Source organism: Novosphingobium sp. TK71 (assembly GCF_055361505.1).
In genome coordinates this window covers 2,893,286-2,917,101 of the sequence record NZ_CM143962.1, presented here as the reverse complement: position 1 = coordinate 2,917,101, position 23,816 = coordinate 2,893,286, and the positions used below count along the sequence as shown (strand labels likewise).

Here is a 23,816-nt window from a genome sequence, read left to right as displayed (position 1 = left end):
TGGCGGGAGCGAACGGGCGCATCATGGCGCCCGTTCGTTCTCTCACCCCTCGATGATCTGCATCACCAGCGGCCGGGCGGTCAGGCTGTCCGATCCGTCAAGGATCCGCAGCGCTTCGTTCACGGCCGATTCGGGGCCATCATGCGTGACGATGGCAAGGATCGCCTCGCCGGCCTGCTCGGCCTCGCCCTTCTGGATCATGCTGGCGATCGAGACGCCGGCATCGCGCATGGCCGCCGTGATGTTGGCCAGCACGCCCGGACGGTCCGGCACGGTGAAGCGGATGTAGCACCGTCCGCGGCGGTGCCCGGTCGGCGCCGGCTCCATCGCCTCCAGTTCGCCCTCGGGCATCGAGAACGCCGCCCCCTTCTCACCGCGCGCGATATCCATGATATCGGCAACGACGGCGCTGGCGGTCGGCCCGTCACCGGCGCCGGCACCCTGGAACAGCAGGCGCCCCATGAAATTGCCCTCGGCGACAACCGCATTGGTCGCACCATCGACATGGGCCAGCGGATGGTCGAACGGCACCAGATGCGGATGGACCCGCTGGAACAGCCGGCTGGAACCGTCTGTCCGGTCAACCTCGCTCATGCCGATCAGGCGGATCACATAGCCCAGCGAACGTGCCTGCTCGATGTCGGCAGCCTTCACGCGGGAAATGCCGGTCGTCTCCACCGCATCGAAGCGCAGACGCGATCCGAAGGCGATCGCAGCCAGGATAGAGAGCTTGTGCGCGGCGTCGATGCCCTCGACGTCGAAGGTCGGATCGGCCTCTGCGTAACCCATGCGCTGGGCCTCGGCGAGAACATCGCCAAAGTCGCGCCCGGTATCCTCCATGGTGGACAGGATGTAGTTGCAGGTGCCGTTCAGTATGCCGTAGACCCGTTCTATGGCATTGGCTGCAGCGCCTTCGCTAAGGCCCTTGATGACCGGGATTCCGCCCGCCACCGCCGCCTCGAACTTGAGCGCAACCCCGGCCTTTTCGGCAGCGGAAGCCAGTTCCAGGCCATGGTGCGCGATCATCGCCTTGTTGGCGGTAACAAGGCCCTTGCCCTGGCCGATGGCATTGCGCGCCAGCGCCAGTGCAGGACCGTCCGAGCCGCCGACCATCTCCACCACCACATCGACATCGGGGCGAGCGGCAAGCGCAGCGGGGTCGTCTACCCAGTCATAGCGCGAAAGGTCGACACCGCGATCCTTCGTGCGGTCACGCGCGCTGACGGCGGCAATGCGAATCGGCCTCCGCGCACGGCGGGCAATCAGTTCGGCATTGGTCTCGATGAGACGGACGACACCCGTGCCGACGGTCCCCAGACCGGCCAGCGCAATATTCAGCGGTTCAACCATGGAGTTCCCTTTCGGGAGCGGCACCTAGGGGAGCCTACGGCGAAATTCCAGTACCTTCGCGCTCCCCATCGGCGAAACCTCTCGCCGGCCCGGCTCAACCCTGCCCGAGCGTCCTGCGGCATGGGCCGAGTTCGCCCAGAACCGTGCGATAGTCGGCATCGGCCTGACGGCGTTCCTCGATCCCCTCGGAAACATTGGCGCGAGGCGGCGGATTGTTCGGCAGGAAGCAGGCGAGCCGATACCATTCGATGGTCTCGGGCTGCGGCGGATTGCCGATGTCCGCCACCAGCTCGGAGAAGGACACCCCCCAGGCCGGAGGCGAGCCCGGCTCGTGGTGGACCGTGATCGAAGCAGCCGCGCCTTCGCGGGTGTTGAGGAAAATCTGCGTCTCCCCCTGTCCCGCAAGATTGCCCGGAACATAGAGCAGTTCACGTACCCCGGTGATGTGCACAGGCGCGTCGGGAGAGAGCAGCGTCTTGAGAATGCCCCTCACGCGCGCTTCTGCCTGATCGGTCCAGACCTGCTGGGCGGTCGGCGTCACCAGTTGAAGCTCTCCGGGCCGCCCCGGAACGGCGCGTGCGAACAGCAGAACGTCCTGCTTCTTGAGATTCGGTGCCTTGCCCCTGGAATCGAGCGGCAGGTCGACCAGATAGACAAATGATTCGCCGATAGGCGCCTTGCCGGCGATCAGCGCACGGGTCTGGGCCGTGACATAGAATCGCCCCATTCCCGGCGCCCGTCCCGGCGCGCGTTCATCCTCGACACGGACCATTTTGCGGACCTGCGCCTTAACCACGAGTCCAGCCGATTCGGAGAGATCGGCGATGTCGGCGAAAGTGGGGCCGGATGCATCCATTGCGGGCGCGGATGCGGTTAACTGCGCCAGGGCCGGAACTGCCTGCACGGCCAGCGCAACTCCCCCGAGATTCGCGACAAGTCGGTGCAACTTCGATGACATGCGAGGCAAACTCCGTGGAAAAGGCCAGCCTATAGCGGCTTGGGGCTCGGCCACAAAATCCCCCTTTTTCGATTGGAACTTATCCGCGCTGAATTGACCGTTAACGATTGACGTGCCGATAAGGCGTTGCACATGTGCAACTGCCCGGCTAAGAAACTCGCAAAATGGGGCCAAAAAACTAAAAAGTCCCACGGTTCGCCTCCCGTAAAATGTCAACGGAAAGGCTGACTGTCAGCCGTCAGGGTGGGTAATTTGGAGTTTCGTCATGGACCTTGCCTCCGGGTGAGGGCCATGGGCGCCCTTGGACACGTCCGGCTCGGGCTTTTCCGGGGCTTGGTAATGGAGTGATGCGTTTGAATGGCTTACGCTGACCAGCAAATGAGCGGTAACAAGATTACCGCGCTTGTCATTGTTGCGCTGATCCACGTCTTTGTAGGCTATGCGCTCGTCACGGGCCTGGCCTACCAGGCTGCGCAACAGGTCATCAAGAAGGTGACCACAGTCGACATCAAGGAAGAGAAACCGAAGGAGGAAGAGCCGCCGCCGCCGCCGCCGGAGCCGCAGGAAAATACCCCGCCGCCTCCGATCGTAGCGCCGCCGCCGCCGATCAACATCGCCCCGGCACCGCCGCCGGTGCAGACGGTGATCACACCTCCGCCGGCACCGCCGGTGGTGATCACGACCGCGGCGCCCCCGGCACCGCCGGCACCCCCGGCTGCGCCTCCCGGACCGTCAAAGGCTCGCGGCGTTTCGCCGAAGGGTCAGGCTGGCTGGGCTGCCCGCATTCAGAACAACTACCCGACCAAGGCTGCTCGTGAAGAGCGTGAAGGCCGCGTCGGTGTACGCGTTGCGATCGGTCCCGACGGCAAGGTCACGAGTTGCTCCGTCACTTCTTCGAGCGGTAGCCCCGATCTCGACGAAGCGGCTTGCGACGGCATGACCCGTTATGCGCGCTACAACCCCGCGCTTGACGATGCCGGCAACCCGATCGCGGGCAGCACTTCGACGGCGATCGTCTACAAGCTCAACTAACTTCTGACTGGTCGGGCCCACACCCGCGCCCGGATCGGTCCCTGCATTCTTCTTGAGAGGTAAATCGCATGCTTATCGTTGATATCCTTGCCGCCGCGGGCGATGCCGCGCCGCAGAACAAGTTCGGTTTCATGGAAGCCCTCCAGGCCGGTGGTTTCATCTCGTATGCCACCGTCATCATCATGGGCATCATGTCGTTCGGTTCGTTCTACATCCTGTTCACCAAGTGGTTCGAGCAGGCCAAGATCATGCGCCAGTTCAACGCAGTGCGCACCACCTTCTGGAAGGCCCCGACCCTTCGCGAAGGCGCAGCCAAGCTCGAGAAGAACAGCGCATGGCGCCAGCTCGTCGACGACGGCATCGCCGCTGAAGACCAGCACGCCAAGATGACCGATTCGCTCGAAGCCCATGACTGGATGCACGCTTCGCTCGCGCGTTCGGAAGCTTCGATCAACGCTCGCCTTGCACAGGGCCTGCCGTTCCTCGCCACCGTCGGCGCAACCGCACCGTTCATCGGTCTGTTCGGTACCGTCGTCGGCATCTACCGCGCCCTGATCGCCATCGGCATCGCCGGTTCGGCTTCGATCGACAAGGTTGCCGGCCCCGTCGGTGAATCGCTGATCATGACCGCACTCGGCCTGATCGTCGCCGTTCCCGCCGTTCTGGCCTACAACTACCTGCAGAGCCGCAACAAGCGCATTGCAGAACTGCTGACCGGCTTCTCGAGCGACGTTCTCGCGAACATCAACTCGCGTGGCGCCGTGAAGCCCCTCGTTGCTGCTGCTCCGGCGAAGCCCGCCGCCGCTCCGGCCAAGCCCGCCGCTGCCCCGGCCAAGCCGTAAGCAGCACGGGACGCGCGCCGCACAAGCGGCCGCGCGTCCAAGGGGCCAGGCGACGGTGCGTTGCATGCGCGTCCGTCGCCTCCCCAAGGCAACGCAAGGATTAGGATAAGACTATGGCGATATCCACGGGCGGAGGCGGTGCCGAAAAACCGATGTCCGAAATCAACACTACGCCGCTCGTCGACGTCATGTTGGTGCTCTTGATCATCTTCCTGATCGCGGTTCCGGTTGCGATCCAGACGATCGAAAAGCTGCGCATTCCGATCATCGAGGCTGTCGAATCGAAGGACAAGGTCGAAAACCTTCTCCTCACCGTTTCGACCACCGACGATGCCGGCAAGGCTGCGGGTGAACCCGGTTATGCCGGTGCTTCGCGCAACGGCGAATGCCGCGTCTACTTCAACAACATCACGCCGGTGACCTCGCAGGAACTGCGCGACCAGGCCTTCAAGCGTCTCGATGCGATCGTGAAGCGCGAAGGTGGCCCGCAGGCCCTTCAGGCCAACCCCGATCTCGTGCCGCAGGTCCACATTCGCGGTGACGTCAACGCCCCGTGGCGCTGCGTTGCCGGTGCGATCTACAACGTCCAGATCTCGGGTTATCCGACGGTTGGTTTCATCACCAACCCGGTTGATCCGAACGGCTGACGTTCAGGCAGGAACAGGAGTAACTTTCCATGGCAATGTCAGGCGGTAGCGATGATGGCTCGCCGATGATGGACATGAACACGACGCCGCTTATCGACGTCATGCTCGTGCTCCTCATCATGTTCATCATCACCATCCCGGTTGCGACCCACTCGATCGATATCGATCTCCCGGTCGCGACTCCTCCGGACAACAATCCTCCGCCGGTCGACCCGATCCGTAACAAGGTCGTGCTCACCGCGGATGACAAGATCCTCTGGAACGGCACACAGGTTGACGGTCCGGGTCTGGCCAAGCTGCTCAAGCAGTCGCTCAGCTACCCGGTCGAACCCGAGCTGCAGTACCAGCCGGAGCCGCAAGCCAGCTATGAACTCTCGGCCTCCGTGCTGCAGGTCATCAAGGCTGCGGAAGTCACGAAGTTCGGCTTCGTGGGCAACGAACAGTTCCGCGACTTCGGCAAGTAAGCCGACTAGCGGAACAGGTCTCTCAAGGACCAATGAAGGGGCGGAGCAATCCGCCCCTTTTTTGCTGCCCGAAAGCCTTCCAGGGGTTGGGCTTTACTCTTCCTCCGGCAGGGCCACGGGATCCATTCTCATGGCCAGCGAAGCAAGGCTTTCCGCCTCCACCAGCAGGTCTTCGTCAGCCGAGCCCGAGGGGAGCGATTCGCGCCCGATCATGGACAGCGCCGGCACCGAAAGCGGGCTGATCCGATCGAGGTGGACGTGATCGATTTCACGCGCGGCCCGGTCCAGAACATCCGCCACGCGGGCCACGTCCGTCATGCGCGCGCGCGCATCGGCCCAGGCAGCCTCGATCAGCAGGTGATCCGGCTCGTACTTGCGAAGTACGTCGTAAATGAGATCGGTCGAGAACGTGACCTGCCGGCCGGACTTGCGCTTCCCGGGCTGCTGCCGTTCGACGAGACCCGATATGACGGCCACTTCGCGAAAGGCGCGGCGCAACAGGTAGGATTGCTGTACCCAGTCGACGAATTCATGCGTGAGGATGTCGGGCGACAGCAGCGCCGCCGGGTCGTCCACGGCCTTGAGCCCCCAGACGACCAGCGCATAGTCCGTGGCGACGAAGCCGAGCGGGCCAAGCCCCCGGTCTTCCATGCGCCGGGTTATGAGCATTCCCAGCGACTGGTTCGCCGGCCAGCCTTCGAACGTGTAATAGGTCGTGTAGGCGTGGCCCCGATGCGGAAAGCTCTCCACCAGCAGCCGGCCCGGCGCCGGCAGGTGGGAACGCCAGCCCTGCACCTCCAGCCATTCGCGGACATCATCCGGGAACCGTGCCCATCCTGCCTGGTCGGAAAGCATGGCGCGTACCCGATCGGCGAGATGCGTGGAGATCGGCATCCGCTGCCCCATATAGCTGGGAATGGTCGCCGAACGCCGGGCGGCCCGCACGATCAGCTCCAGATCGCGGAGGGCCTCCACCTCGAGATCCATTCCCGCAAAACGGAAGGTATCGCCGGGCTTCAGGCTGGCCCCGAAGCCTTCCTCCACCCGTCCCAGCGAACGGCCGTTGCGGAACCGAACATCCAGCATCTCCGCATCGACGATAATCCCGGCATTGAGCCGATGCCGCGCGGCATGTTCGGGATGGGTGAGCCTCCAGCGCCAGCCTGAAGTGCCATCCTTCTCCCGCACGATACGGCGGAACCGTTCGTAGGATCGCAAGGCATATCCACCGGTCGCCACGAAATCGAGCACCCTTGCGAAGATGGCCTCGTCCACCCATGCGTAAGCGAGCGAGGAGCGCACTTCCCGCAGCAGGTCCTCCTCCCGGAAAGGGCCGGAACATGCGATGGCCATGACGTGCTGCGCGAGCACGTCAAGCCCACCGGGGCGGAAGCCCTCACCGTCACGCTGGCCCTCCTGAACCGCCTCCCGGGCGGCGAAAGCCTCCAGGAATTCGAAGCGGTTGCCCGGCACCAGCAACGCCTTGCTCGGTTGGTCCAGCCGGTGATTGGCGCGTCCGATGCGTTGCAGCAGGCGCGAGGAGCCCTTTGGCGCACCCATCTGCACCACGAGATCTATATCACCCCAATCGACACCTAGATCGAGGCTGGCGGTACAGACAAGGGCCCTGAGGCGCCCTTCCGCCATCGCGCCTTCCACCTTGCGACGCGCCTCCTTCGAGAGCGAGCCGTGGTGGATTCCGATCGGCAGATTGTCCTCGTTCGCGTTCCAGATTTCCTGGAATATGTACTCCGCGAGAAAGCGGGTGTTGGTGAAGATCAGCGTGGTGCGATGCGCCTTGATCTGTTCGATGAGTTGCGGCACCGCCCAGGTTGCCGCGTGACCGCTCCATGGGATGCGCTCCGCCTGCGGCAGCAGGATCGAGACGTCGGGATCGGCCCCTTCCTCCCCCTCCACGAGTTCGACCCCGTCGATATCGCCCCATGGCGCCAGCCAACCGCGAAAGGCATCGGGATCGGCGAGCGTCGCCGACAGCCCGGCCCGTTGCAGTTCCGGCGACAGCGCCTGAAGCCGGGACAATGCCAATGCCAGCAGGTCTCCCCGTTTGCCCGTGGCAAAGGCATGGATTTCATCGATGACGACGCGCTTGAGCCCGGCGAACAGCCCCGGCGCCTCCGGATAGCTCAGCAGGAGCGAGAGCGACTCCGGGGTGGTGAGCAGGACATGCGGCGGCCGCGCCCGCTGGCGGGCCTTGCGGTCCGAGGGCGTATCGCCGCTGCGCGTCTCGATGCGGATGGGCAGGCCCATCTCCTCCACCGGCGTAAGCAGGTTGCGCTGCACGTCATGGGCAAGGGCCTTCAGCGGCGAGACGTAGAGCGTGTGCAGCCCATCCGGCGCCCTGGCGCCGCCCAGCCGCGAGGGGCAGAACGCCGAGAGGGTCGGCAGGAAGCCCGCCAGCGTCTTGCCCGCGCCGGTATCGGCGACGAGCAATGCATGATTCCCCCGGTCCGAGGCTCCCAGCATCTCCATCTGGTGGCGACGCACCCGCCAGCCGCGCGCAGAGAACCACTCCGCTATCTCCACAGGCACCGGCGGTCCGCCGGTCACGATTTCGGTCTCGAGGAGAACACGGTCTGGAACATCATCCGAGGTGGAGCATATCGGCGCCCAAGAGGAAAGCCCGAGCCCGCATCGAGGTTGCAGGTCCAATCTTCTTGCGCGCCGGGCGGGCTTGGCCGATGAATTCCCATCCCTCGCAAGGAGATCGCGCGCCGATGCCGACCGGACAGGACTTCAGCCACCTGATCGCCCTTGCCGTCAGCCTCGCCCTCGGCCTGCTGGTGGGCCTGCAGCGCGGCTGGGCGGCCCGCGAACAGGCGGACGGCACGCGCTTCGCCGGCATTCGCACTTTTGCCCTGCTCGCCCTGGCGGGAGGCGTGGCGGGCGTGATGTTCGCCGATGCCCCCGGCCCTGCCACCGTGCTCGTCGCTGCCGCCGCCGCGCTGGTGATCGCCGGCTACGTCCGCGATGCCCGCGTCAACGACCGCGTGAGCGGAACCTCGGGCGTGGTGGCCCTGCTCACCCTGGTGAGCGGGCTGCTCGTGGGCATGGGAGAGCGCCTGATCGGCACCGCGATCGCGGTCGTCATGGTCCTGCTGCTCGCCATGCGGGCACAGCTCCATGGCTGGATCGATCGCCTGAGCCAGCGCGAGGTGCTCTCGATCGCCCGCTTCGCGCTCATCGCGCTCGTCATCCTGCCGTTGCTGCCGGACCGGAACTTCGGGCCGTTCGATGCCTGGAACCCCCGCAAGCTCTGGCTGATCGTCGTGTTCGTGTCCGGCTTCTCCTTCGCGGGCTACTTCGCCACGCGGATCGTCGGCGCGGCGCGCGGCATCATCGCCACCGCGGCGGCAGGCGCACTGGTTTCCTCCACGGCCGTCACCGCCTCGATCGCCAATCGCCTGAAGGAAGACACGATCCCGGCGCCGGTCCTGGCCGCCGCGATTTCGGTTTCCTCGGTCGTGATGTTCCTGCGCGTCATGGTGCTGGCGGGATTGCTGGCACCGGCCGCCCTGCCGATGCTCGCCAAGCTCATCGCCCCGGGCCTCGTCGTCAGCCTCGGCTGCGCGGCATTCCACCTGCATCGCACCCGCTTCGTGGAAGCAGGCGACACCAGCCATGAAATGACCATCCGCAATCCGTTCGACATCGGTCCCGCACTCATGCTGACGGGGCTTGTCATGGTGCTGACCGTGGCCTCGCTCTGGGTGCTCCAGAACTTCGGAGACCGGGGCCTTGCGCTGGTCCTTGCGATCTCCGGCACGGTGGACGTCGATTCCGCGATCATCACCATGGGCGGCCTCGCCGGACGGACGCTGGATGCGCGAACCGCCGGTCTCGTCCTGTCCGTGCCGGTGGCGCTGAACACGCTGTTCAAGGGCGGCGTGGTCGCCAGCGTCGCGGGTTGGGAGAAAGGCCGGCAAGGCATCATTCCCCTGATCGCCAGCGCCATCGCGGTCGGCCTGGCCTGGCTGCTCCTGCGCTAGCCCGTAAACCCGCGCCGCAGCCCCGAAGCCGCAAGCTGGGCATCCACTTCGGCGATCAGGCGGGTCAGTCCGGCCGCCGTATCGCTCTCGGCCCGGGCGACCAGCACGTCCTGCGTATTGGATGCCCTGAGCAGCCACCAGCCGTCCGGCGTGGTAACGCGCACACCGTCGATATCCACGAACCGCGCACCGGCCCCGGCCAGACGCTCGCGCACTTCCGCGATCGCGGCGAACTTGCGGCTCTCGTCCACCTGGAATCGCAGTTCAGGCGTGTTGAGCATTTCCGGCATTGCGCCCCTGAGCGCGGTGACCGACCGCCCCAGCCGAACCGTGGCCGCCATCAGCCGCACGGCGGCATAAAGCGCATCGTCGAAGCCGTAGAAGTCGTCGGCGAAGAAGACATGGGCACTCGTCTCCCCCGCAAGCGGCGCGCCGATTTCCTTCATTTTGGACTTCATGTGGGAATGCCCGCTCTTCCACATGAGCGGCTTTCCTCCGTGGCGCGCAATGGCGCCGAACAGCGCGCCCGAGGCCTTGACGTCGGCGATCACGGCGGCACCCGGCATCCGCTGAAGCAGATCCTCGGCAAATATGCCAAGTAACTGGTCCCCCCAGATCACCCGGCCCAGCCCGTCGACAACGCCGATCCGGTCCGCGTCGCCATCAAAAGCCACTCCGAAATCGAGGTTCTTGGCAGCGACGAGCGCCTTCAGATCTGCGAGGTTTCTTTCCTCGGTCGGATCCGGGTGATGGTTGGGAAAATTCCCATCGACTTGGGTGAAAAGCAGATGGTGCTCGCCAGGCAATCGCGAAGTCAGCATTTCCAGCGCGGGTCCGGCGGCCCCGTTTCCGGCATCCCAGCCGATCCGCAAACCCCGCAAGTCGGTGGTCGCGATTCCGGCGATCCCCTCGGCGATCCGGCTGACATAGGGTTCGAACACATCGCGGACTTCAACGCGCCCGGTGCCTTCGTCCCACTCACCGGCCGCCGCCATGGCCCCAAGGCGGAGGATATCCGCGCCGAAGAACGGGCTTCCTCCCATTACCATCTTGAAGCCATTGTGATCGGCGGGATTGTGGCTGCCAGTTATCTGAATGCCGCCCTGTACATCTTCGGCTGAGGCCTCCGCGTAATAGAGCATCGGCGTCGGCCCCAGGCCGATGCGCACCACGTCCACGCCGCTGGCCGTCAACCCTTCGACAAGAGCCGCTTCCAGCATCGGCGAACTGAGCCGCCCGTCGTAACCTACGGCAACCTTTCGGCCTCCGCCGCGGCGCAGGATCGTTGCAAAGCCGCGCCCGATCGCGCGGGCGTCCGCCGGTCCAAGGTCACGGCCGACCACACCGCGAATGTCGTATTCACGCAGGATCGTGGGATCGAACCTGTGGCTCATGCTCAGCCCTGCGCGTCGCCCAGCCTTGCCAGAAGGAGATCGCGGGCCGCGTTCGCCTCATGGACCTTCTCGTTCGATCCGCCCTTGTCGGGATGGACCTGGGTGACGACGCGGCGATGCGCATCGAGAATCTCGCGGCGCCCCGCCCCTTCTGCCACGCCCAGCAGGGCGCGTGCCTGTGCATTGGCGTGGACATCGGCGAAAGACGGGCCGGGCAGCGACTTGCCCTGCCAGGGCCAGCGCCCCTTGATGAGCCGCCAGGCGATGCAGCCGAGCGCGATGAGCCAGAGAAGTTTCATTCGTCGGCGGCGAGTTCGAGGTCCGGCTCGCGGTTCGCCGGCATCGGCAGGTTCAGGCCGGCCACGAGCTGGCGCAGTTCCTGCCGGGCGACCAGATGACTGGTGCCGAGTTCGCCAAGGTGCCCCTTGTCGAGCAGGGTCAGGCCCGAAGGGAACAGCTCGCGGAAGATGACGCGCTCGGACAGCCCGTTGGAAATACGGAAGCCCACGCGCTTGGACAGTTCCAGCAGCGCGCCTTCGAGACGGCGCATGTTCTTCGCCTCGACGTGCTGGACACGGTTGCGCACCACCACCCAGTCCAGCTCCCGGCGACCCTCGTTGATGGTCTTCAGGCCGCGCTTCTTGCGGGTTTCCCACATGAGCTCGGCATAGAAGGAGAGCTTCTTCACCTTGAAGGATTCGCTCTCCACCTGGCCGATCAGGTCGAAGTCGATGAAACTGTCGTTCAGCGGCGTGACGAGCGTGTCCGCCGTCGCCGCGACATGGCGGGCGAACTGGTCGTCACGGCCCGGCGTGTCGAAGATCAGGAAGTCGTAACCTTCGGCAATGGCTTCGGAGAGCTCGTCCAGCTCGTCGATATCGTCGCCGTCGTAGACGGAGAAGCGGGCGCCCGGCAGCGCGATCTCGCGGCGGCGCTCGGTTTCCACGCGATTTTCAAGGTAGCGATAGAGCGTGCGCTGGCGCGGATCGAGGTCGATCGCGGCGACCCTGGCGCCCTGATAGGCCAGCGCGATGGCCACGTGAACGGCCGTCGTTGACTTGCCGGTGCCGCCCTTTTCGTTGGCGAAGACGATGCGATGCGCTGTCACGGACCCTGTTCGCTTTCCCTGTTGCCCCCGAGCCATAGCCCGGCAAGCGAAATCAAATCCTTAACCGCCGAAGCGGGTCAAACCCATTGCCGCCCGAGGCGCGGTGCGGCTAAAGGCAGGCGCGACCCCCGGTCAAGTGCATCCTATCGGAGCAGTGACACCCAATGCAAATCCTTCACAGCCTTGATCCACTGCGCCGTGCCGTTGCCGAGCTGCGCCAGGCGGGAACGGCTTCCGGAACTCCGCAAGCAACCATAGCTCTCGTGCCGACCATGGGGGCCTTGCATGAAGGCCATCTGACACTCGTGCGCGCGGCGCGGGAAAAGGCGGATCACGTCGTCGTCTCGATCTTCGTGAACCCGCTCCAGTTCGGCGCGGGCGAGGATCTCGACAAGTATCCGCGCCAGCTCGAACGTGACTGCGCATTGCTGGAGGCAGAGGGTGTGGCCGCGGTCTGGGCCCCCACGGTCGAGGCGATGTATCCGCAAGGGTTTGCCTCCAGCATCTCGGTCTCGGGCGTCAGCGACGGCCTGTGCGGCGCCTCGCGCCCCGGCCATTTCGACGGCGTCGCCACGGTCGTATGCAAGCTGTTCCACCAGGTCCTGCCGGACGTCGCCCTGTTCGGTGAAAAGGACTGGCAGCAGCTCGCCGTGATCCGCCGCATGGCGCGCGACCTCGACCTTACGCGGCCCCATGCCGACGCCGTGCTGGGCGTGCCGACCGTGCGCGAAGTGGACGGGCTCGCCATGTCCTCGCGCAATGCCTACCTCACGCCCGAACAGCGCGAGCAGGCGGTAACACTGCCCATGGCGATGAAAGTCGCGATCGCGGGTATCGAGGCGGGGGAAGATGTTGCCGCCGCCACGGCCCGGCTGAAGGATGCGCTGCTCGCGGGCGGGTTCTCCTCGGTCGACTACGCTGAACTGCGCGACGCCGATGGTCTTGCCCTTCTGGACAGCCGTTCCGATGCCCCGATGCGCCTGCTCGTCGCGGCGCGGATCGGTTCCACCCGCCTGATCGACAATATGGCCGTCTCCCCCCGATAACCCTGCAATTCCAGGGAGAACGCGGGTTCCCCAGCGGCAATTCTCACAGGAATAGTCATTTGCCCCGAGGGATTTCGGGCCTAAAGTCTGCGGGGGTTGTGAAAGCCGCGACGGTCGCTGCGCGGCGCAACAGAGGGACGTCACCATGAAGAAGATCGCCTGCGCGCTGGCCGCGCTTGCCGTCATGACGGGCTCACCCTCGGCATTTGCCGAAGACAAGTCCTCCGCCCGCAAGATTCAGGACAAGGGCACTCAGGAAATCCCGGTGTGCCGCAAGAATCTCGGCACCGTTTCCATCGTCGAGCCGGATAACCAGTGGTGGCGCGAATTCAGCCTCGGCAGTCCCGAGGCGATCCTGCGCGTATTCGTGCAGAGGTCCGGCTGCTTCACGCTGGTCAATCGCGGCCGCTCGCTCCAGAGCAGCGCGATGGAACGCGCGCTCGCCGATCAGGGTGAGCTGCAAAAGGGCTCCAACATCGGCAAGGGCCAGATCAAGGCAGCGGATTACTTCCTCCAGCCGGACATCGTCTCCACCAACAACAATTCCGGCGGCGGCGGTCTTGGCGCGGCCCTTGGCGGCGTAGGCGGCCTGTTCGGGCGCGGCTTCGGCTCGATCGCCGGCGGCCTCAACGTCAAGAAAGGCGAGGCGAACGTCACGCTCTCCATCGTCAATTCGCGCACCACGGTCGAGGAAGCGCTGACCGAGGGTTATGCCCGCAAGTCCGACATCAGCTTCGGCGGCGGTGGCGGCGGCTTCTTCGGCGGCACGTTCGGCGCGGCCGGCGGCGGCGGCTACCAGAACACCCAGATCGGCCAGATCATCGTGCTGGCCTATCTCGATGCCTATACCAAGCTGGTCACGCAGCTTGGCGGCCTGCCCGAGAATGCCTCGGCCGCAGCCCCGCCGGCGCGCTGATCCTCTATCTGTCGCAAGATCGAAAACCATGCCGGCCGGGAAACCTCCCGACCGGCATGCGCGAAGGCGAACCATTGCCCATGAGCGGCCTGAAAACCCTCTACATCGAAGACGACGCCCGCGCCGCCCAGCAAGTGCGCGAACTGGCCGACCAGTCGGGCATCGCGCTGGTCTGGGCGGCCAGCGGCCAGGAAGGGCTCAAGCTGGCCGGTGTCGAGCGTTTCGACGTCATCATCCTTGATCGCATGTTGCCCGATCTCGACGGACTGACCATCCTGTCCCGCCTGCGTGAAAGCGGGATCGGCACGCCGGTGCTCATGCTTTCGGCGCTGGGGCGCACCACGGACCGCGCGGAAGGACTGGACGGCGGCGCTGACGACTATCTGGCCAAGCCGTTCGAGGCAGAGGAACTGCTCGCCCGGCTGCGCGCCCTCCATCGCCGCGCTTCCGGACGAGAACACAGCGCGGTCATCCTCTACGGCGCGTTCGAGTGCCATGTGAAGGCCCGCACCGCCTTTCGCGACAACCGCCACCTCGCGCTCAGCCCCAAGGAGTTCGAGCTTTTCCGCTACTTCATGGAAAACGCCGGCGAAATCCTCACCCGCGAAATGCTGCTGCGAGACGTGTGGAAAATGAATTTCGATCCGCAGACCAATGTGGTGGACGTCAACATCGGCCGCCTTCGCCGCAAGCTGGAGGACGGCTTCGATCTCCCTGCGCTGGAAACGATCTGGGGCTCCGGCTACCGCCTGCTGGACGGCCGGTAGGGCGGGCATGGCCGCCGTCGTCGATATCCGCAGGTCCATCTTCGCGCAGATCGTGGCCTGGGCGATCCTGATTGCCGCGCTCATTACCTTCGGGCTCTGGCTGCTGACGAACGCCACGATCCAGCGGACCAATGCGCTGGCTCTCGAACGCGCGGTCGATGTCGATCTGGCCGGCATGGTGGACATCTACGCCAGCGGCGGCACGGTCGAGCTATCCGACCGCATCAACGATCGCCTCGCGCTTCAGCCGCGCGATGCCAATCCGGCCCACTATCTGCTTGCCGATGCCAAGGGCCGCCCACTGGCGGGGGATCTGAGAAGCTGGCCCGGTCTTCACGCCAGCCTTTCGGAAACCGGCGACGTCCAGCTGCCCGATGGCGTACGCGCCTTTGCCCGCGCGACCCAGCTCGGCCCCGACCTGCGCCTGCTGGTCGCGCATGAATACCGCGATCTTGGGCTGCTGCTCCGGCAGGTGGCCCTCGCCTTCCTGACCGGGGGCCTGCTGGCGGTCGGCGCCGTAGCGCTCGTCGGCTGGCTCGCGGCACAGCGGCTGGCGGGACGGATCGGGCGCATCAACGCCGCCTTCCGCCATCCCGACGACGATGCGCTGACCCAGCTTGCCAGGGATTCCAAGGATCGCGACGAGATCGACGAGCTTACCCGCCATTCCGGCGAAGCCCTTGCCCGTCTGCGCCGCCTTGCCAGCGCCCAGCGCGAAACCACGGACCAGGTGGCACACGAGATGCGCACTCCGCTGATGCATCTCGACAACCGGCTGGTGAAGGCGCTGGCCGCCACGCCCGATGGGGAGATCGCCTCGCGCATCGTCGATGCCCGGCTGGAAATCCGAGGCATCATCCGCATGCTGGAGTCGCTGCTGGACATCGCCGCCAGCCAGGCCCGGCGCGGCGACCGCCACGGTCTTGCTCCCGTCGACCTGAGTCTTCTCGCCGAGCGGCTGGGCGAACTCTATGCCGACAGTGCCGAGGATTCCGGTCATCGGCTGGAGCTGGCGATCACGCCCGGGGTCATCATCGAGGGGGAAGAAATGCAGCTCACCCGCCTCATCACCAATTTGCTCGACAATGCGTTCAAGTTCGTGCCGCTGGGGGGAACCGTGCGCCTCGAACTGGCAATGGGGCCAAGACTGACCGTCTGCGACGATGGCCCCGGCGTACCCGAAGGCGACCGGGAGCGGATCTTCGACAAGTTCAGCCGGGCCGGGAACCACGGGGCCGCCGGGGGCGGTGCGGAAGGAGCCGGCCTGGGCCTTGCCCTGTGCCGTGCCATCGCCGAGCGGCATCATCTTGAAATCGCGCTCATACCTTCGGAAAAGGGTGCCTGCTTCCTGATTGCCCCCGAGTCGAAGAAATAGAACAGAGACGATGATCGCCCTCACCCATAAAGCCCCGAAGGGCGCCGCGCTCATCGCGTTCCTCCTTGCCGTGCTCCTTCCCGGACCGGCTTCCGCGCAGGCAAGCATGGCAGCGCCCGCAGAAGGACGGGGAGAGCGCGTGGCCACCGCCCTCGCCGCTGCGCAGGACGCCCAAGGCCGGGCGGACCAAAATGCGCTTTCCGATGCCCTGCGCATCATCGACAGGTCCGGTGCCCGTCCGCTCGAAGAATGGAACGGGCCGGACCCTGTCCCGGCATGGCGCGCGCTCCTTCCCGATCGGGCGGCGGTTCCACTGCGCGGCAGCCCGCTCGGTCCGGGCTATCGCTCCGGCCGGGTTCGGCCCGGCAAGAGCGAAAGCTTCCAGCAGGTCTTCCTTTCCGGCCGCAAGGCCAGCATCGCCCTTTCCTCTCCGGGCGGCGCACCGCTGAGCCTGCGGGTCGTCGATGCCGATCGCAAGCAGGTCTGCGTGTCCGAAACCGCAAGGCAGGCCTGCCGGTGGGTTCCGATCTTCACGCAGCGATATGTGATCGAAGTGCGCAACAGCGGCGAAAGCCAGGCCAGCTACTTCCTCGTCGTGGACTGATCGTCCCGGCGGCAATGCCCCGCCCACCTGCAGGGTGGGACATTTTCGCCTGATGACGAGCGGCAGGATTGGGGTTAGACGGCTGTTCGTGGGCACTCTTCGGCATTTCTTCCGGGCTCGTCCCGGCTTGGCAGCGCTGCTGCTGGCGGCCGCGCTGTGCCTGAAGGTCTTCGTACCGGCCGGCTACATGCCCTCCTCCCAGGGCGGCGCGCTGGTGGTGGAATTGTGCTCCGGCTCCGCTCCGGCAGGCTCGAAGGTTATCATCCAGATCGAGCGCAAGGCCGGAAGCGGCGGACACGACGACGCCGGCAAGACGATGGACCATCCCTGCGCCTTCTCGTCGCATTCGGCCGCCGCGCTCGGCGGGCCGATAGCCTTGCTGCTGGTCGCCGCGCTGCTCCACGTTTTCGTGGCCGCCATCCTGCGCGATCCGCTGGTGCTGCGCGCTGCCGCCCCCCGAATTCGCCCACCCTTGCGAGGACCGCCCGCGCTCGCCTGATCCCGTTGCCATGCCGCAAGCCCTTGTGCCCGCGGCATTTCATGCAGGTGCCGCCCGCTTTCCGGGAACACCTCGCACATGGACGCGCTTGCCGCCGCGAGGCAGCGCTTCCCGATCAGGTGAATATTCACGATGTCCCGATTCCTGCTCGCGCTCGGCGCAGCTCCGCTTGCCTTCTGTTCTGTCCCCGCATTGGCGGGAGAAGCCGCCGGGGAAGCCCCCGGAGATTCCATCCTCGTCGTCGGCCAGCGCAATGTACCGATCAGCCTCGACGCGCGCGGCCTCTCGGTCAGCCTTGGCGACGAACAGTTCGCGGGCGTCAACGCCCAGAACGTCGAAGACCTGATGAAATATGCCCCCGACTTTTTCGTTCGCAAACGCTACGCGGGCGATTCCAACGGCGTTCCCGGCTTTCGCGGCACCCATTCGACCCAAAGCGCCCGCACACTGGTGATGGTGGACGGTTTCACGGTGTCCAACTTCCTCGGTAATTCGTTCGCCTATTCGCCCAAGTGGGGTGTCGTCGGCCCGGGCGAAGTGAGCCAGTTCGACGTCGTCTACGGCCCCTATTCCGCCCGCTATGCCGGCAATTCGATGGGCGGCGTGGTGAACATCACCACCCGCGCGCCTGAAAAAACCGAGGCTTTCGCAACGGTTCAGGGCCTTAGCCAGGCTTACGACCAATATGGCACCCACGAGACCTACCGAGGCTATTCCGCCGAAGCCGGCATGGGGTTCCGGCAGGAAAACGGGCCGTGGTCCGTGCGGCTCTCGGGCCGCCACTTCCGCAACGACGGCCACCCGCAGATGTTCTACGGGCTCACGCCATCGGTGCCGACCGGCGGCACGCCCGTCACCGGCGCGATCGTCGACCCCGGCCAGCACATGGCGAACGCACCCGGCACGGCCAGCAACCCCATTTTCGCGGCGCAAAGCCCGGCGGCGATCACGCAGGACCAGGCCAAACTGCGGCTGGGCTATGACGGCACGTCCGGCGCCACCAGCGAACTGCTGCTCGCCTACTGGCACAATCTGGACAGCCAGACCGCACCGGACTGCTATCTGCAAGACAGTTCGGGCCATGCCGTCTGCGACGGTCTCGTCTCCATCGACGGGAAGACCTACACCGCCAGCGGCGCCAACCGGTCCCGCACCATCCGCGACGAACTGTTGGCGGGGCTCAGGTTTTCCATCCCGCTGTCCGATGCGGTGACGGTGCAGGCGAGCGCCTCTACCTACCAGATCCTGCGCTCCGACGCATTTACGTCCAAGGGCTATGCAGCGGGCGAGGCGAACGGTGCCGGCACGCTCGCGCGTCAGGGGCCAACCGACTGGTACACCGGCGAGGCCGCGCTGACAGCAAGGCTCGGCGAACTGGAACTGGCTGGCGGCGGCAGCGCCAACCTCTACCGCACCGACCTTGCGACTTACACGCTGACCAACTGGCGCAGCGATGCCGGGGGCACTTTCGCCAGCCGGACCTTCGGCAAGACCCGCAACCTCGCCGCATGGGCCGAATTGCGCATGCCGGTTGACGCGGTGACGCTGACCTTGGGAGCCCGCTTCGAGGACTGGCGCGCTTTCGATGGCGGGCTTGGCCGGATCGGCACCAGCGGCCAGCCGGTCACCAACCGCTATGCCAGCCGCCATGCCCGGGGCTTTCAGCCCAAGGCCTCGGCCGAATGGGCCATCGACGCCGCTACCCGCCTGCAACTGAGCCTCGCCAGGGCCACGCGTTTTCCCACCGTGGGCGAACTGTTCCAGGGCAGCCTCGATGGTAACGGCAATTTCGACGGCAACAGCTTCGACCCGAATCTGAAGCCCGAACGCTCGACCGATGCCAACCTCCTGCTTGCCCACGATTTCGGCAAAGTGAAGCTCACCGGATCGGCGTTCTGGCAAAAGGTCAGGAACACGATCTTCTCGTTCACCGGGTTCAACCAGAACGGGGTGACGACCTCCAGCTTCAAGAACATCGACCTGACGCGCCAGTATGGCTTCGAACTGATCGCCGAAGCCCGCGATGTGCTGCTGCCGGGGCTGGACCTCGATGCGAACGCGGCATGGATCGATTCCGTCACCCTGCGGAACGACAGCGCCCCCGCCGCCGAAGGCGTGCAGTTCCCGCGCATCCCCCGCTGGCGGCTCAATGGCAACGTACGGTACCGGGTGATCCCGCCGGTCATGATCGCGATCGGCGTGCGCTATGCCAGCCGCCCCAACACCGACCTGTTCGGCCTCCAGCGAGGGGACACTTACGGCTACACCTCCGAACTCTTCGCCCTTGATGCGAAAGTGAACTGGGACGTGACCGAGCAGCTTCGGCTGAGCGCGGGCGTGGACAACATCACCAATGACCGGGCCTGGGTCTACCATCCCTATCCCCAGCGCAGCTTCCTCGTCGAAGCGGGGTGGAAGCTGTGACCGAGGTTCTCCCGGCGCCGCGCAGGGAGCGGTGGTATCGCGCGGTCTGGCGCTGGCATTTCTACGCAGGGCTGCTCTGCGTGCCGCTGGTGCTGTGGCTATCGGTGACGGGCGGGATCTATTTGTTCAAGCCGCAGATCGAAGGGCTGCTCTACGCCCCCTATCGCGATGTCGCCAACCCGGCCGGGCCGCGCCTCGTCCCCGAAGCCATTGCCGCCAGCGCCGTCTCGGCGGTGCCCGGTTCGATCCTGCACAAGTACGTCCTGCCGAAAGCGCCCGGAGATGCGGTGGAAGTGCTGGTCGGCCGGAACGGGGAGGACGTGCGGGTATGGGTCCATCCCCGGACCGGCGAGGTGCTGCACCGGGCCGCCGAAGAAAGCCGCTTCATGCGCGTGGTGTTCCGCCTCCACGGCGAGCTTCTGGCGGGCGACCGGGGATCGGCCCTTGTCGAGACCGCAGCCTGCTGGACGATCGTCATGCTGCTGACCGGCCTGTTCCTGTGGTGGCCGCGCCAGAGCGGGGGACGGCTGGCCGGTGTGCTCTATCCTCGCCTGCGCCGCGGCCGCGCGCTGTTCTGGCGGGATATCCACGCCGTCACCGGCCTGTGGATCACCATTGGCGCGCTGTTCCTCATCGCCTCCGGCCTGCCCTGGGCCAACGCCTGGGGAGATTACTTCCGGCAGGTCCGGGCGATTACCGGTACGCTTGACGGCAAGCAGGACTGGTCGGCCGGTTCCGGCGCGGAAACCCGCGAGCGCGTTCGGGCGGATGCCGGGATGCGGGCGATGATGTCCGAACACGCCGAACACGGGGGCATGTCCATGATGCACATGGCCCCCGCCCCCGCAGCGCTCGATGCGGTGGTCTGGCGCGCGGAGACGCTCCGCTTCGCGGCACCGGTGGAGGTCAGCCCGCCCACCGCTCCCGGCATGCCCTGGCAAGTGCGCAGCCAGGCCGAGAACCGTCCCCGGCGCGACAGCGCGGAAGTGGCCGAAAGCGGCAGGCTGATCGGCATTCAGCGCTTTGCGGACCGCCACTGGATCGACCGCACGGTGGGATACGGGGTCGCGATTCACGAGGGCGCCTGGTGGGGGCTCGCCAATCAGCTTGCCAACCTCGCGGTGCTGATCGGCCTCATGATGCTCTGCATTTCTAGCATCGTGCTGTGGTGGCGTCGCCGTCCCGGCGGGATGCTGGGCGCCCCCGCAAGCTTCGCGCCTCTGCGGCACAGTTGGGCGCTGGTCTTGCTGGTGGTGGTGCTGGCGCTGGTGATGCCGCTGTTCGGGCTCTCGCTGGCGCTGGCGGTTGTGGTGGAAGGGAGTTTCAAGCGGCTTCTTCCGCCCCTTGCCTCGTGGATGGGCTGGCGGAAGGCCTGAAACGAGGAAACGGCGGCGTTCATCCGAACGCCGCCGTCATGCCTCCGGTCAGTCGAGAACCGTCTGCTCATCGGCGGGGTCGGTATGGAATTCGTGCCACACGCCGTTGATGATGCCGAAGCCGACAGCGAGGCCGACGCCGAGAATCCATGAGAAGTACCACATCGTCGTTTCCTCAGTAGAAATCGGGATTGAGGCCGACTTCGCGCTCGGTCACCCGGCCGAACATGACCTTGTAGGCCCAGGCCGTGTAGGCCAGCACGATCGGCAGGAGGATCAGCGTCACCAGCAGCATGATGAACAGCGTCGTATGGCTGGACGATGCGTTCCACACCAGCAGGCTGGAGCGCGGATCGATCGAACTGGGCAGGATGAAGGGGAACATCGAGAGGCCGACAGAGGCGATGATGCCCAGGTTCGCCATCGATGACCCCGCGAAGACCACCGTGTCCTTGCGCCCACGAATGCCGATCAGCGCAACCAGCGGGCCGGCCAGCCCAAGAAGCGGGGCCAGCACCATCCACGGATGCGCGCCGTAGTTGGCAAGCCATGCCCCGGCCGCATGAGCCGCCTGCGCCATGCGCGGGTTCGAGGGGCCGAGCGGATCGACGGTACCGACGATCCGGTAGCCGATGTCGCCCATCGCAAGCCATACGCCGCCCGCTGCATAAAGCACGAAGGCCACGAGCGCGGCGACCTGGCCGTAACGCTGCGCCCGGTCGCGGACCGGACCGTCCTCCAGCTTGAGCGTCAACCAGCCCGCACCATGCAGGACCAGCATCGCCACGGAGACAAGGCCGCCCAGCAGGGCGAAGGGGCTGAACAGGCCGAGCAGGCTGCCTTCGTAGAAGCTGCGCATGTCGCTATCGAGCCGGAAGGGCACGCCCTGCAGGACATTGCCGACCGCCACGCCGAACACCAGCGCGGGAACGAAACCGCCGACGAAGAGCGCCCAGTCCCAGCGCGAACGCCAGGCCGGATCGGCCTTCTTCGAACGGTACTTGAAGCCCACCGGACGCAGGATGAAGGCCGAAAGCACGAGGAACATCGCAATGTAGAAGCCCGAGAAACTTACGGCATACACGTAAGGCCAGGCCGCAAAGATCGCGCCGCCGCCGAGGATGAACCACACCTGGTTGCCTTCCCAGGTGGGGCCGATGGCGTTGATCACCATGCGGCGCTCTGCGTCGGTGCGGCCCACGAAGGGCAGGAGCGAAGCCGAGCCCAGGTCGAAGCCGTCGGTCAGGGCGAAACCGATGAGCAGGATGCCCATCAGCGCCCACCAGATCAGCCGCATCGTTTCATAGTCGAAAGGTATGGACATTCTCGCCTCCGTCTTACTCGGCCGGAATGGCAGTGAAAGTGCTGGCGGGGGCACGCTCGCGAACAGGCTCACCCTCGTAGGGCTCGTAAGGTTCGGGACCGTGGCGGATCGTCGACAGCATCAGCCTGACCTCGATCACCGCCATGATTCCGTAAAGCGCGGTGAAGCCGAAGATCGTCGCCCAGATCTGGGTCGTCGTCAGGCTCGATGCGCCGAGGAAGGTCGGCAGCACACCGTCCACCGCCCAGGGCTGGCGGCCCAGTTCGGCAACGAGCCAGCCCACTTCGATCGCGATCCACGGCAGCGGCATCGCGATCAGGGCCGTGCGCAGGAACCACTTGCGGTCGAACCGGCGGCGCACGGAAAACGCGAATGCGGTGGCGAAGAAGACGATGAAGAAGAAGCCCAGCCCCGCCATGATGCGGAACATGAAGAACAGCGCCGGTACGTTGGGCACGGTGCTCCATGCGGCCTTTTCGATCGTCGCGGCATCGGCCTTGCGCGGGTCGGCGACGAAGCGCTTGAGCAGCAGGGCATAGCCGAGGTCGTTCTTGTTACGCTCCCAGGCTTCGCGCGCGACCATGTCGTTGCGATCGACCTTGAGCTTCTCCACCGCGTCGTAAGCCAGGATACCGCTGCGGATACGCTGGTCGGCGCGTTCCACCAGCGGGATGATGCCGGTAACTTCACCCGAAAGACTGCGCGTTGCGATCAGGCCCAGAACATAGGGAATCTTGATCTCGTAGCGTGTCTCGTGGGCCGAGTTGGAAGGAATGCCGAACAGGGCCAGGCCGGCGGGGGCCTTGTCGGTCTCCCACATGGCTTCCATGGCCGCCAGCTTCATCTGCTGGTTGTCGGTCAGGGCATAGCCGCTCTCGTCACCCAGCACGACGACCGAGAGCGAGGAGGCGAGGCCGAACGCCGCAGCCACGGTGAAGCTGCGCTTGGCCAGCTCGATATGGCGCCCGCGCAGGAGGTAGTAGCAGGACACGCCCAGCACGAAGACGCTGGCGCAGACGTAGCCCGCGCTGACGGTGTGGACGAACTTGGCCTGCGCAACCGGGTTGAAGAGGACGTCCTTGAAGTTGGACACTTCCATGCGCATCGTCTCGGGATTGAACACGGCGCCCGTCGGGTGCTGCATCCAGCCGTTGGCGATGAGAATCCACAGCGCCGAGAGGTTAGAGCCGACGGCGACCATGATCGTCGTCAGCAGGTGGCCGCGCTTGGAAAGCCGGTCCCAGCCGAAGAACATCAGGCCTACGAAGGTCGCTTCCAGGAAGAAGGCCATGAGGCCCTCGATCGCCAGCGGCGCACCGAAGATGTCTCCCACGTAATGCGAGTAGTAGGCCCAGTTGGTGCCGAACTCGAATTCCATGGTGAGGCCGGTAGCCACGCCGAGCACGAAATTGATGCCGAAAAGCTTGCCCCAGAACCGGGTGACGTCCCGCCAGATGGGGCGATCGGTTATGACATATACACTTTCCGTAATTACGATAATGAAGGAAAGGCCCAATGTCAAGGGAACGAAGAGAAAGTGGTACAGCGCCGTCAAGGCGAACTGCAGCCGGGATAGTTCAACCACTGCCATGTCGATCATGTCGAATCCCGCCGTTTTAGCGGCCCAAGGCATTGAGAAATGGTTGCCTTGGGCAGGTTGGTTTCGTAGGGTCGCGTTAGGCT

General features: G+C 65.5%; 22 protein-coding genes. 13 read left to right on the top strand and 9 right to left on the bottom strand.

Going from position 1 to position 23,816, the window contains the following annotated elements; genetic code table 11:
• Window positions 1-42: 42 nt before the first annotated feature.
• Together ACXJ16_RS13705 and ACXJ16_RS13700 are read right to left on the bottom strand one after the other, a co-directional pair.
• Complete coding sequence (locus ACXJ16_RS13705; RefSeq protein ID WP_463920837.1) at window positions 43-1,350, bottom strand: homoserine dehydrogenase; 1,308 nt, start codon at window positions 1,348-1,350, stop codon at window positions 43-45.
• A 94-nt stretch (window positions 1,351-1,444) separates the two neighbouring features.
• Window positions 1,445-2,308 (bottom strand): hypothetical protein, encoded by an 864-nt coding sequence (locus ACXJ16_RS13700; RefSeq protein ID WP_454796365.1) that lies wholly within the window; start codon window positions 2,306-2,308, stop codon window positions 1,445-1,447.
• Between the two features lie 357 nt (window positions 2,309-2,665).
• Here ACXJ16_RS13700 and ACXJ16_RS13695 point away from each other — a divergent pair, with 357 nt between their 5' ends.
• The 4 genes from ACXJ16_RS13695 to ACXJ16_RS13680 all read left to right on the top strand — a co-directional run bounded on the left by ACXJ16_RS13695 (window position 2,666) and on the right by ACXJ16_RS13680 (window position 5,293).
• Window positions 2,666-3,340: a TonB family protein gene (locus ACXJ16_RS13695; protein WP_054442167.1), complete on the top strand. Its 675-nt coding sequence runs from the start codon at window positions 2,666-2,668 to the stop codon at window positions 3,338-3,340.
• A gap of 68 nt (window positions 3,341-3,408) precedes the next feature.
• A complete protein-coding gene (locus tag ACXJ16_RS13690) occupies window positions 3,409-4,182 on the top strand; it encodes a MotA/TolQ/ExbB proton channel family protein (protein WP_185998402.1) in 774 nt (257 codons plus the stop codon).
• A gap of 113 nt (window positions 4,183-4,295) precedes the next feature.
• Window positions 4,296-4,829 carry an ExbD/TolR family protein gene (locus ACXJ16_RS13685; RefSeq protein ID WP_185998401.1) on the top strand — a complete coding sequence of 178 codons (534 nt, stop codon included), beginning with the start codon at window positions 4,296-4,298 and terminating at the stop codon, window positions 4,827-4,829.
• Between the two features lie 29 nt (window positions 4,830-4,858).
• The gene (locus ACXJ16_RS13680) at window positions 4,859-5,293 is read left to right on the top strand and encodes an ExbD/TolR family protein (protein WP_054442164.1); all 435 of its coding nucleotides are present in this window, start codon (window positions 4,859-4,861) and stop codon (window positions 5,291-5,293) included.
• A gap of 93 nt (window positions 5,294-5,386) precedes the next feature.
• Here ACXJ16_RS13680 and ACXJ16_RS13675 read toward each other — a convergent pair whose 3' ends face one another.
• Window positions 5,387-7,861, bottom strand: coding sequence for a ligase-associated DNA damage response DEXH box helicase (locus ACXJ16_RS13675; RefSeq protein ID WP_443478023.1), 2,475 nt, complete (start codon window positions 7,859-7,861; stop codon window positions 5,387-5,389).
• A gap of 167 nt (window positions 7,862-8,028) precedes the next feature.
• Here ACXJ16_RS13675 and ACXJ16_RS13670 point away from each other — a divergent pair, with 167 nt between their 5' ends.
• A complete protein-coding gene (locus ACXJ16_RS13670; protein WP_324697318.1) occupies window positions 8,029-9,300 on the top strand; it encodes an MgtC/SapB family protein in 1,272 nt (423 codons plus the stop codon).
• Here the strand turns inward: ACXJ16_RS13670 and pgmG are convergent.
• Genes pgmG through ACXJ16_RS13655 form a run of 3 tightly spaced genes read right to left on the bottom strand, consistent with a single transcriptional unit; the run spans window position 9,297 to window position 11,802 of the window.
• Window positions 9,297-10,694 carry a phosphoglucomutase/phosphomannomutase PgmG gene (gene pgmG / locus ACXJ16_RS13665; RefSeq protein ID WP_463920835.1) on the bottom strand — a complete coding sequence of 466 codons (1,398 nt, stop codon included), beginning with the start codon at window positions 10,692-10,694 and terminating at the stop codon, window positions 9,297-9,299. The genes ACXJ16_RS13670 and pgmG overlap by 4 nt on opposite strands.
• A gap of 2 nt (window positions 10,695-10,696) precedes the next feature.
• Window positions 10,697-10,993 (bottom strand): J domain-containing protein, encoded by a 297-nt coding sequence (locus ACXJ16_RS13660; protein ID WP_054442162.1) that lies wholly within the window; start codon window positions 10,991-10,993, stop codon window positions 10,697-10,699.
• On the bottom strand, window positions 10,990-11,802 hold the full coding sequence (locus ACXJ16_RS13655; protein ID WP_082370626.1) for a division plane positioning ATPase MipZ: 813 nt from the start codon (window positions 11,800-11,802) through the stop codon (window positions 10,990-10,992). Before ACXJ16_RS13655 ends, ACXJ16_RS13660 begins: the two co-directional genes overlap by 4 nt.
• A gap of 164 nt (window positions 11,803-11,966) precedes the next feature.
• On the opposite strand from ACXJ16_RS13655, the gene panC reads away from it, so the two are divergent.
• The 8 genes from panC to ACXJ16_RS13615 all read left to right on the top strand — a co-directional run bounded on the left by panC (window position 11,967) and on the right by ACXJ16_RS13615 (window position 20,809).
• A complete protein-coding gene (gene panC, locus ACXJ16_RS13650) occupies window positions 11,967-12,848 on the top strand; it encodes a pantoate--beta-alanine ligase (protein WP_454796369.1) in 882 nt (293 codons plus the stop codon).
• Window positions 12,849-12,993: 145 nt separating this feature from the next.
• On the top strand, window positions 12,994-13,764 hold the full coding sequence (locus ACXJ16_RS13645; protein WP_054442159.1) for a CsgG/HfaB family protein: 771 nt from the start codon (window positions 12,994-12,996) through the stop codon (window positions 13,762-13,764).
• A gap of 80 nt (window positions 13,765-13,844) precedes the next feature.
• On the top strand, window positions 13,845-14,531 hold the full coding sequence (locus ACXJ16_RS13640) for a response regulator transcription factor (RefSeq protein ID WP_454796370.1): 687 nt from the start codon (window positions 13,845-13,847) through the stop codon (window positions 14,529-14,531).
• Between the two features lie 7 nt (window positions 14,532-14,538).
• Complete coding sequence (locus ACXJ16_RS13635) at window positions 14,539-15,906, top strand: sensor histidine kinase (RefSeq protein ID WP_463920834.1); 1,368 nt, start codon at window positions 14,539-14,541, stop codon at window positions 15,904-15,906.
• A 10-nt stretch (window positions 15,907-15,916) separates the two neighbouring features.
• Entirely contained in the window at window positions 15,917-16,510 is a 594-nt protein-coding gene (locus ACXJ16_RS13630; RefSeq protein ID WP_463920833.1) for a hypothetical protein, read from the top strand.
• Window positions 16,511-16,637: 127 nt separating this feature from the next.
• Window positions 16,638-17,009: a hypothetical protein gene (locus ACXJ16_RS13625; RefSeq protein WP_463920832.1), complete on the top strand. Its 372-nt coding sequence runs from the start codon at window positions 16,638-16,640 to the stop codon at window positions 17,007-17,009.
• Between the two features lie 132 nt (window positions 17,010-17,141).
• On the top strand, window positions 17,142-19,433 hold the full coding sequence (locus tag ACXJ16_RS13620) for a TonB-dependent receptor (RefSeq protein ID WP_463920831.1): 2,292 nt from the start codon (window positions 17,142-17,144) through the stop codon (window positions 19,431-19,433).
• Window positions 19,430-20,809, top strand: coding sequence for a PepSY-associated TM helix domain-containing protein (locus ACXJ16_RS13615; protein WP_324697335.1), 1,380 nt, complete (start codon window positions 19,430-19,432; stop codon window positions 20,807-20,809). The genes ACXJ16_RS13620 and ACXJ16_RS13615 overlap by 4 nt, the downstream gene beginning before the upstream one ends.
• Before the next feature lie 48 nt (window positions 20,810-20,857).
• Here ACXJ16_RS13615 and cydX read toward each other — a convergent pair whose 3' ends face one another.
• From cydX to ACXJ16_RS13600, 3 genes are read right to left on the bottom strand one after another with little or no spacing between them, the layout of a single operon-like run.
• Window positions 20,858-20,974, bottom strand: a complete 117-nt coding sequence (cydX, locus tag ACXJ16_RS13610) for a cytochrome bd-I oxidase subunit CydX (RefSeq protein WP_082370625.1) — start codon at window positions 20,972-20,974, stop codon at window positions 20,858-20,860.
• 10 nt (window positions 20,975-20,984) lie between these two features.
• The gene (gene cydB / locus ACXJ16_RS13605; protein WP_054442156.1) at window positions 20,985-22,133 is read right to left on the bottom strand and encodes a cytochrome d ubiquinol oxidase subunit II; all 1,149 of its coding nucleotides are present in this window, start codon (window positions 22,131-22,133) and stop codon (window positions 20,985-20,987) included.
• A 13-nt stretch (window positions 22,134-22,146) separates the two neighbouring features.
• Window positions 22,147-23,730, bottom strand: a complete 1,584-nt coding sequence (locus tag ACXJ16_RS13600; protein ID WP_324699091.1) for a cytochrome ubiquinol oxidase subunit I — start codon at window positions 23,728-23,730, stop codon at window positions 22,147-22,149.
• Window positions 23,731-23,816 lie beyond the last annotated feature (86 nt).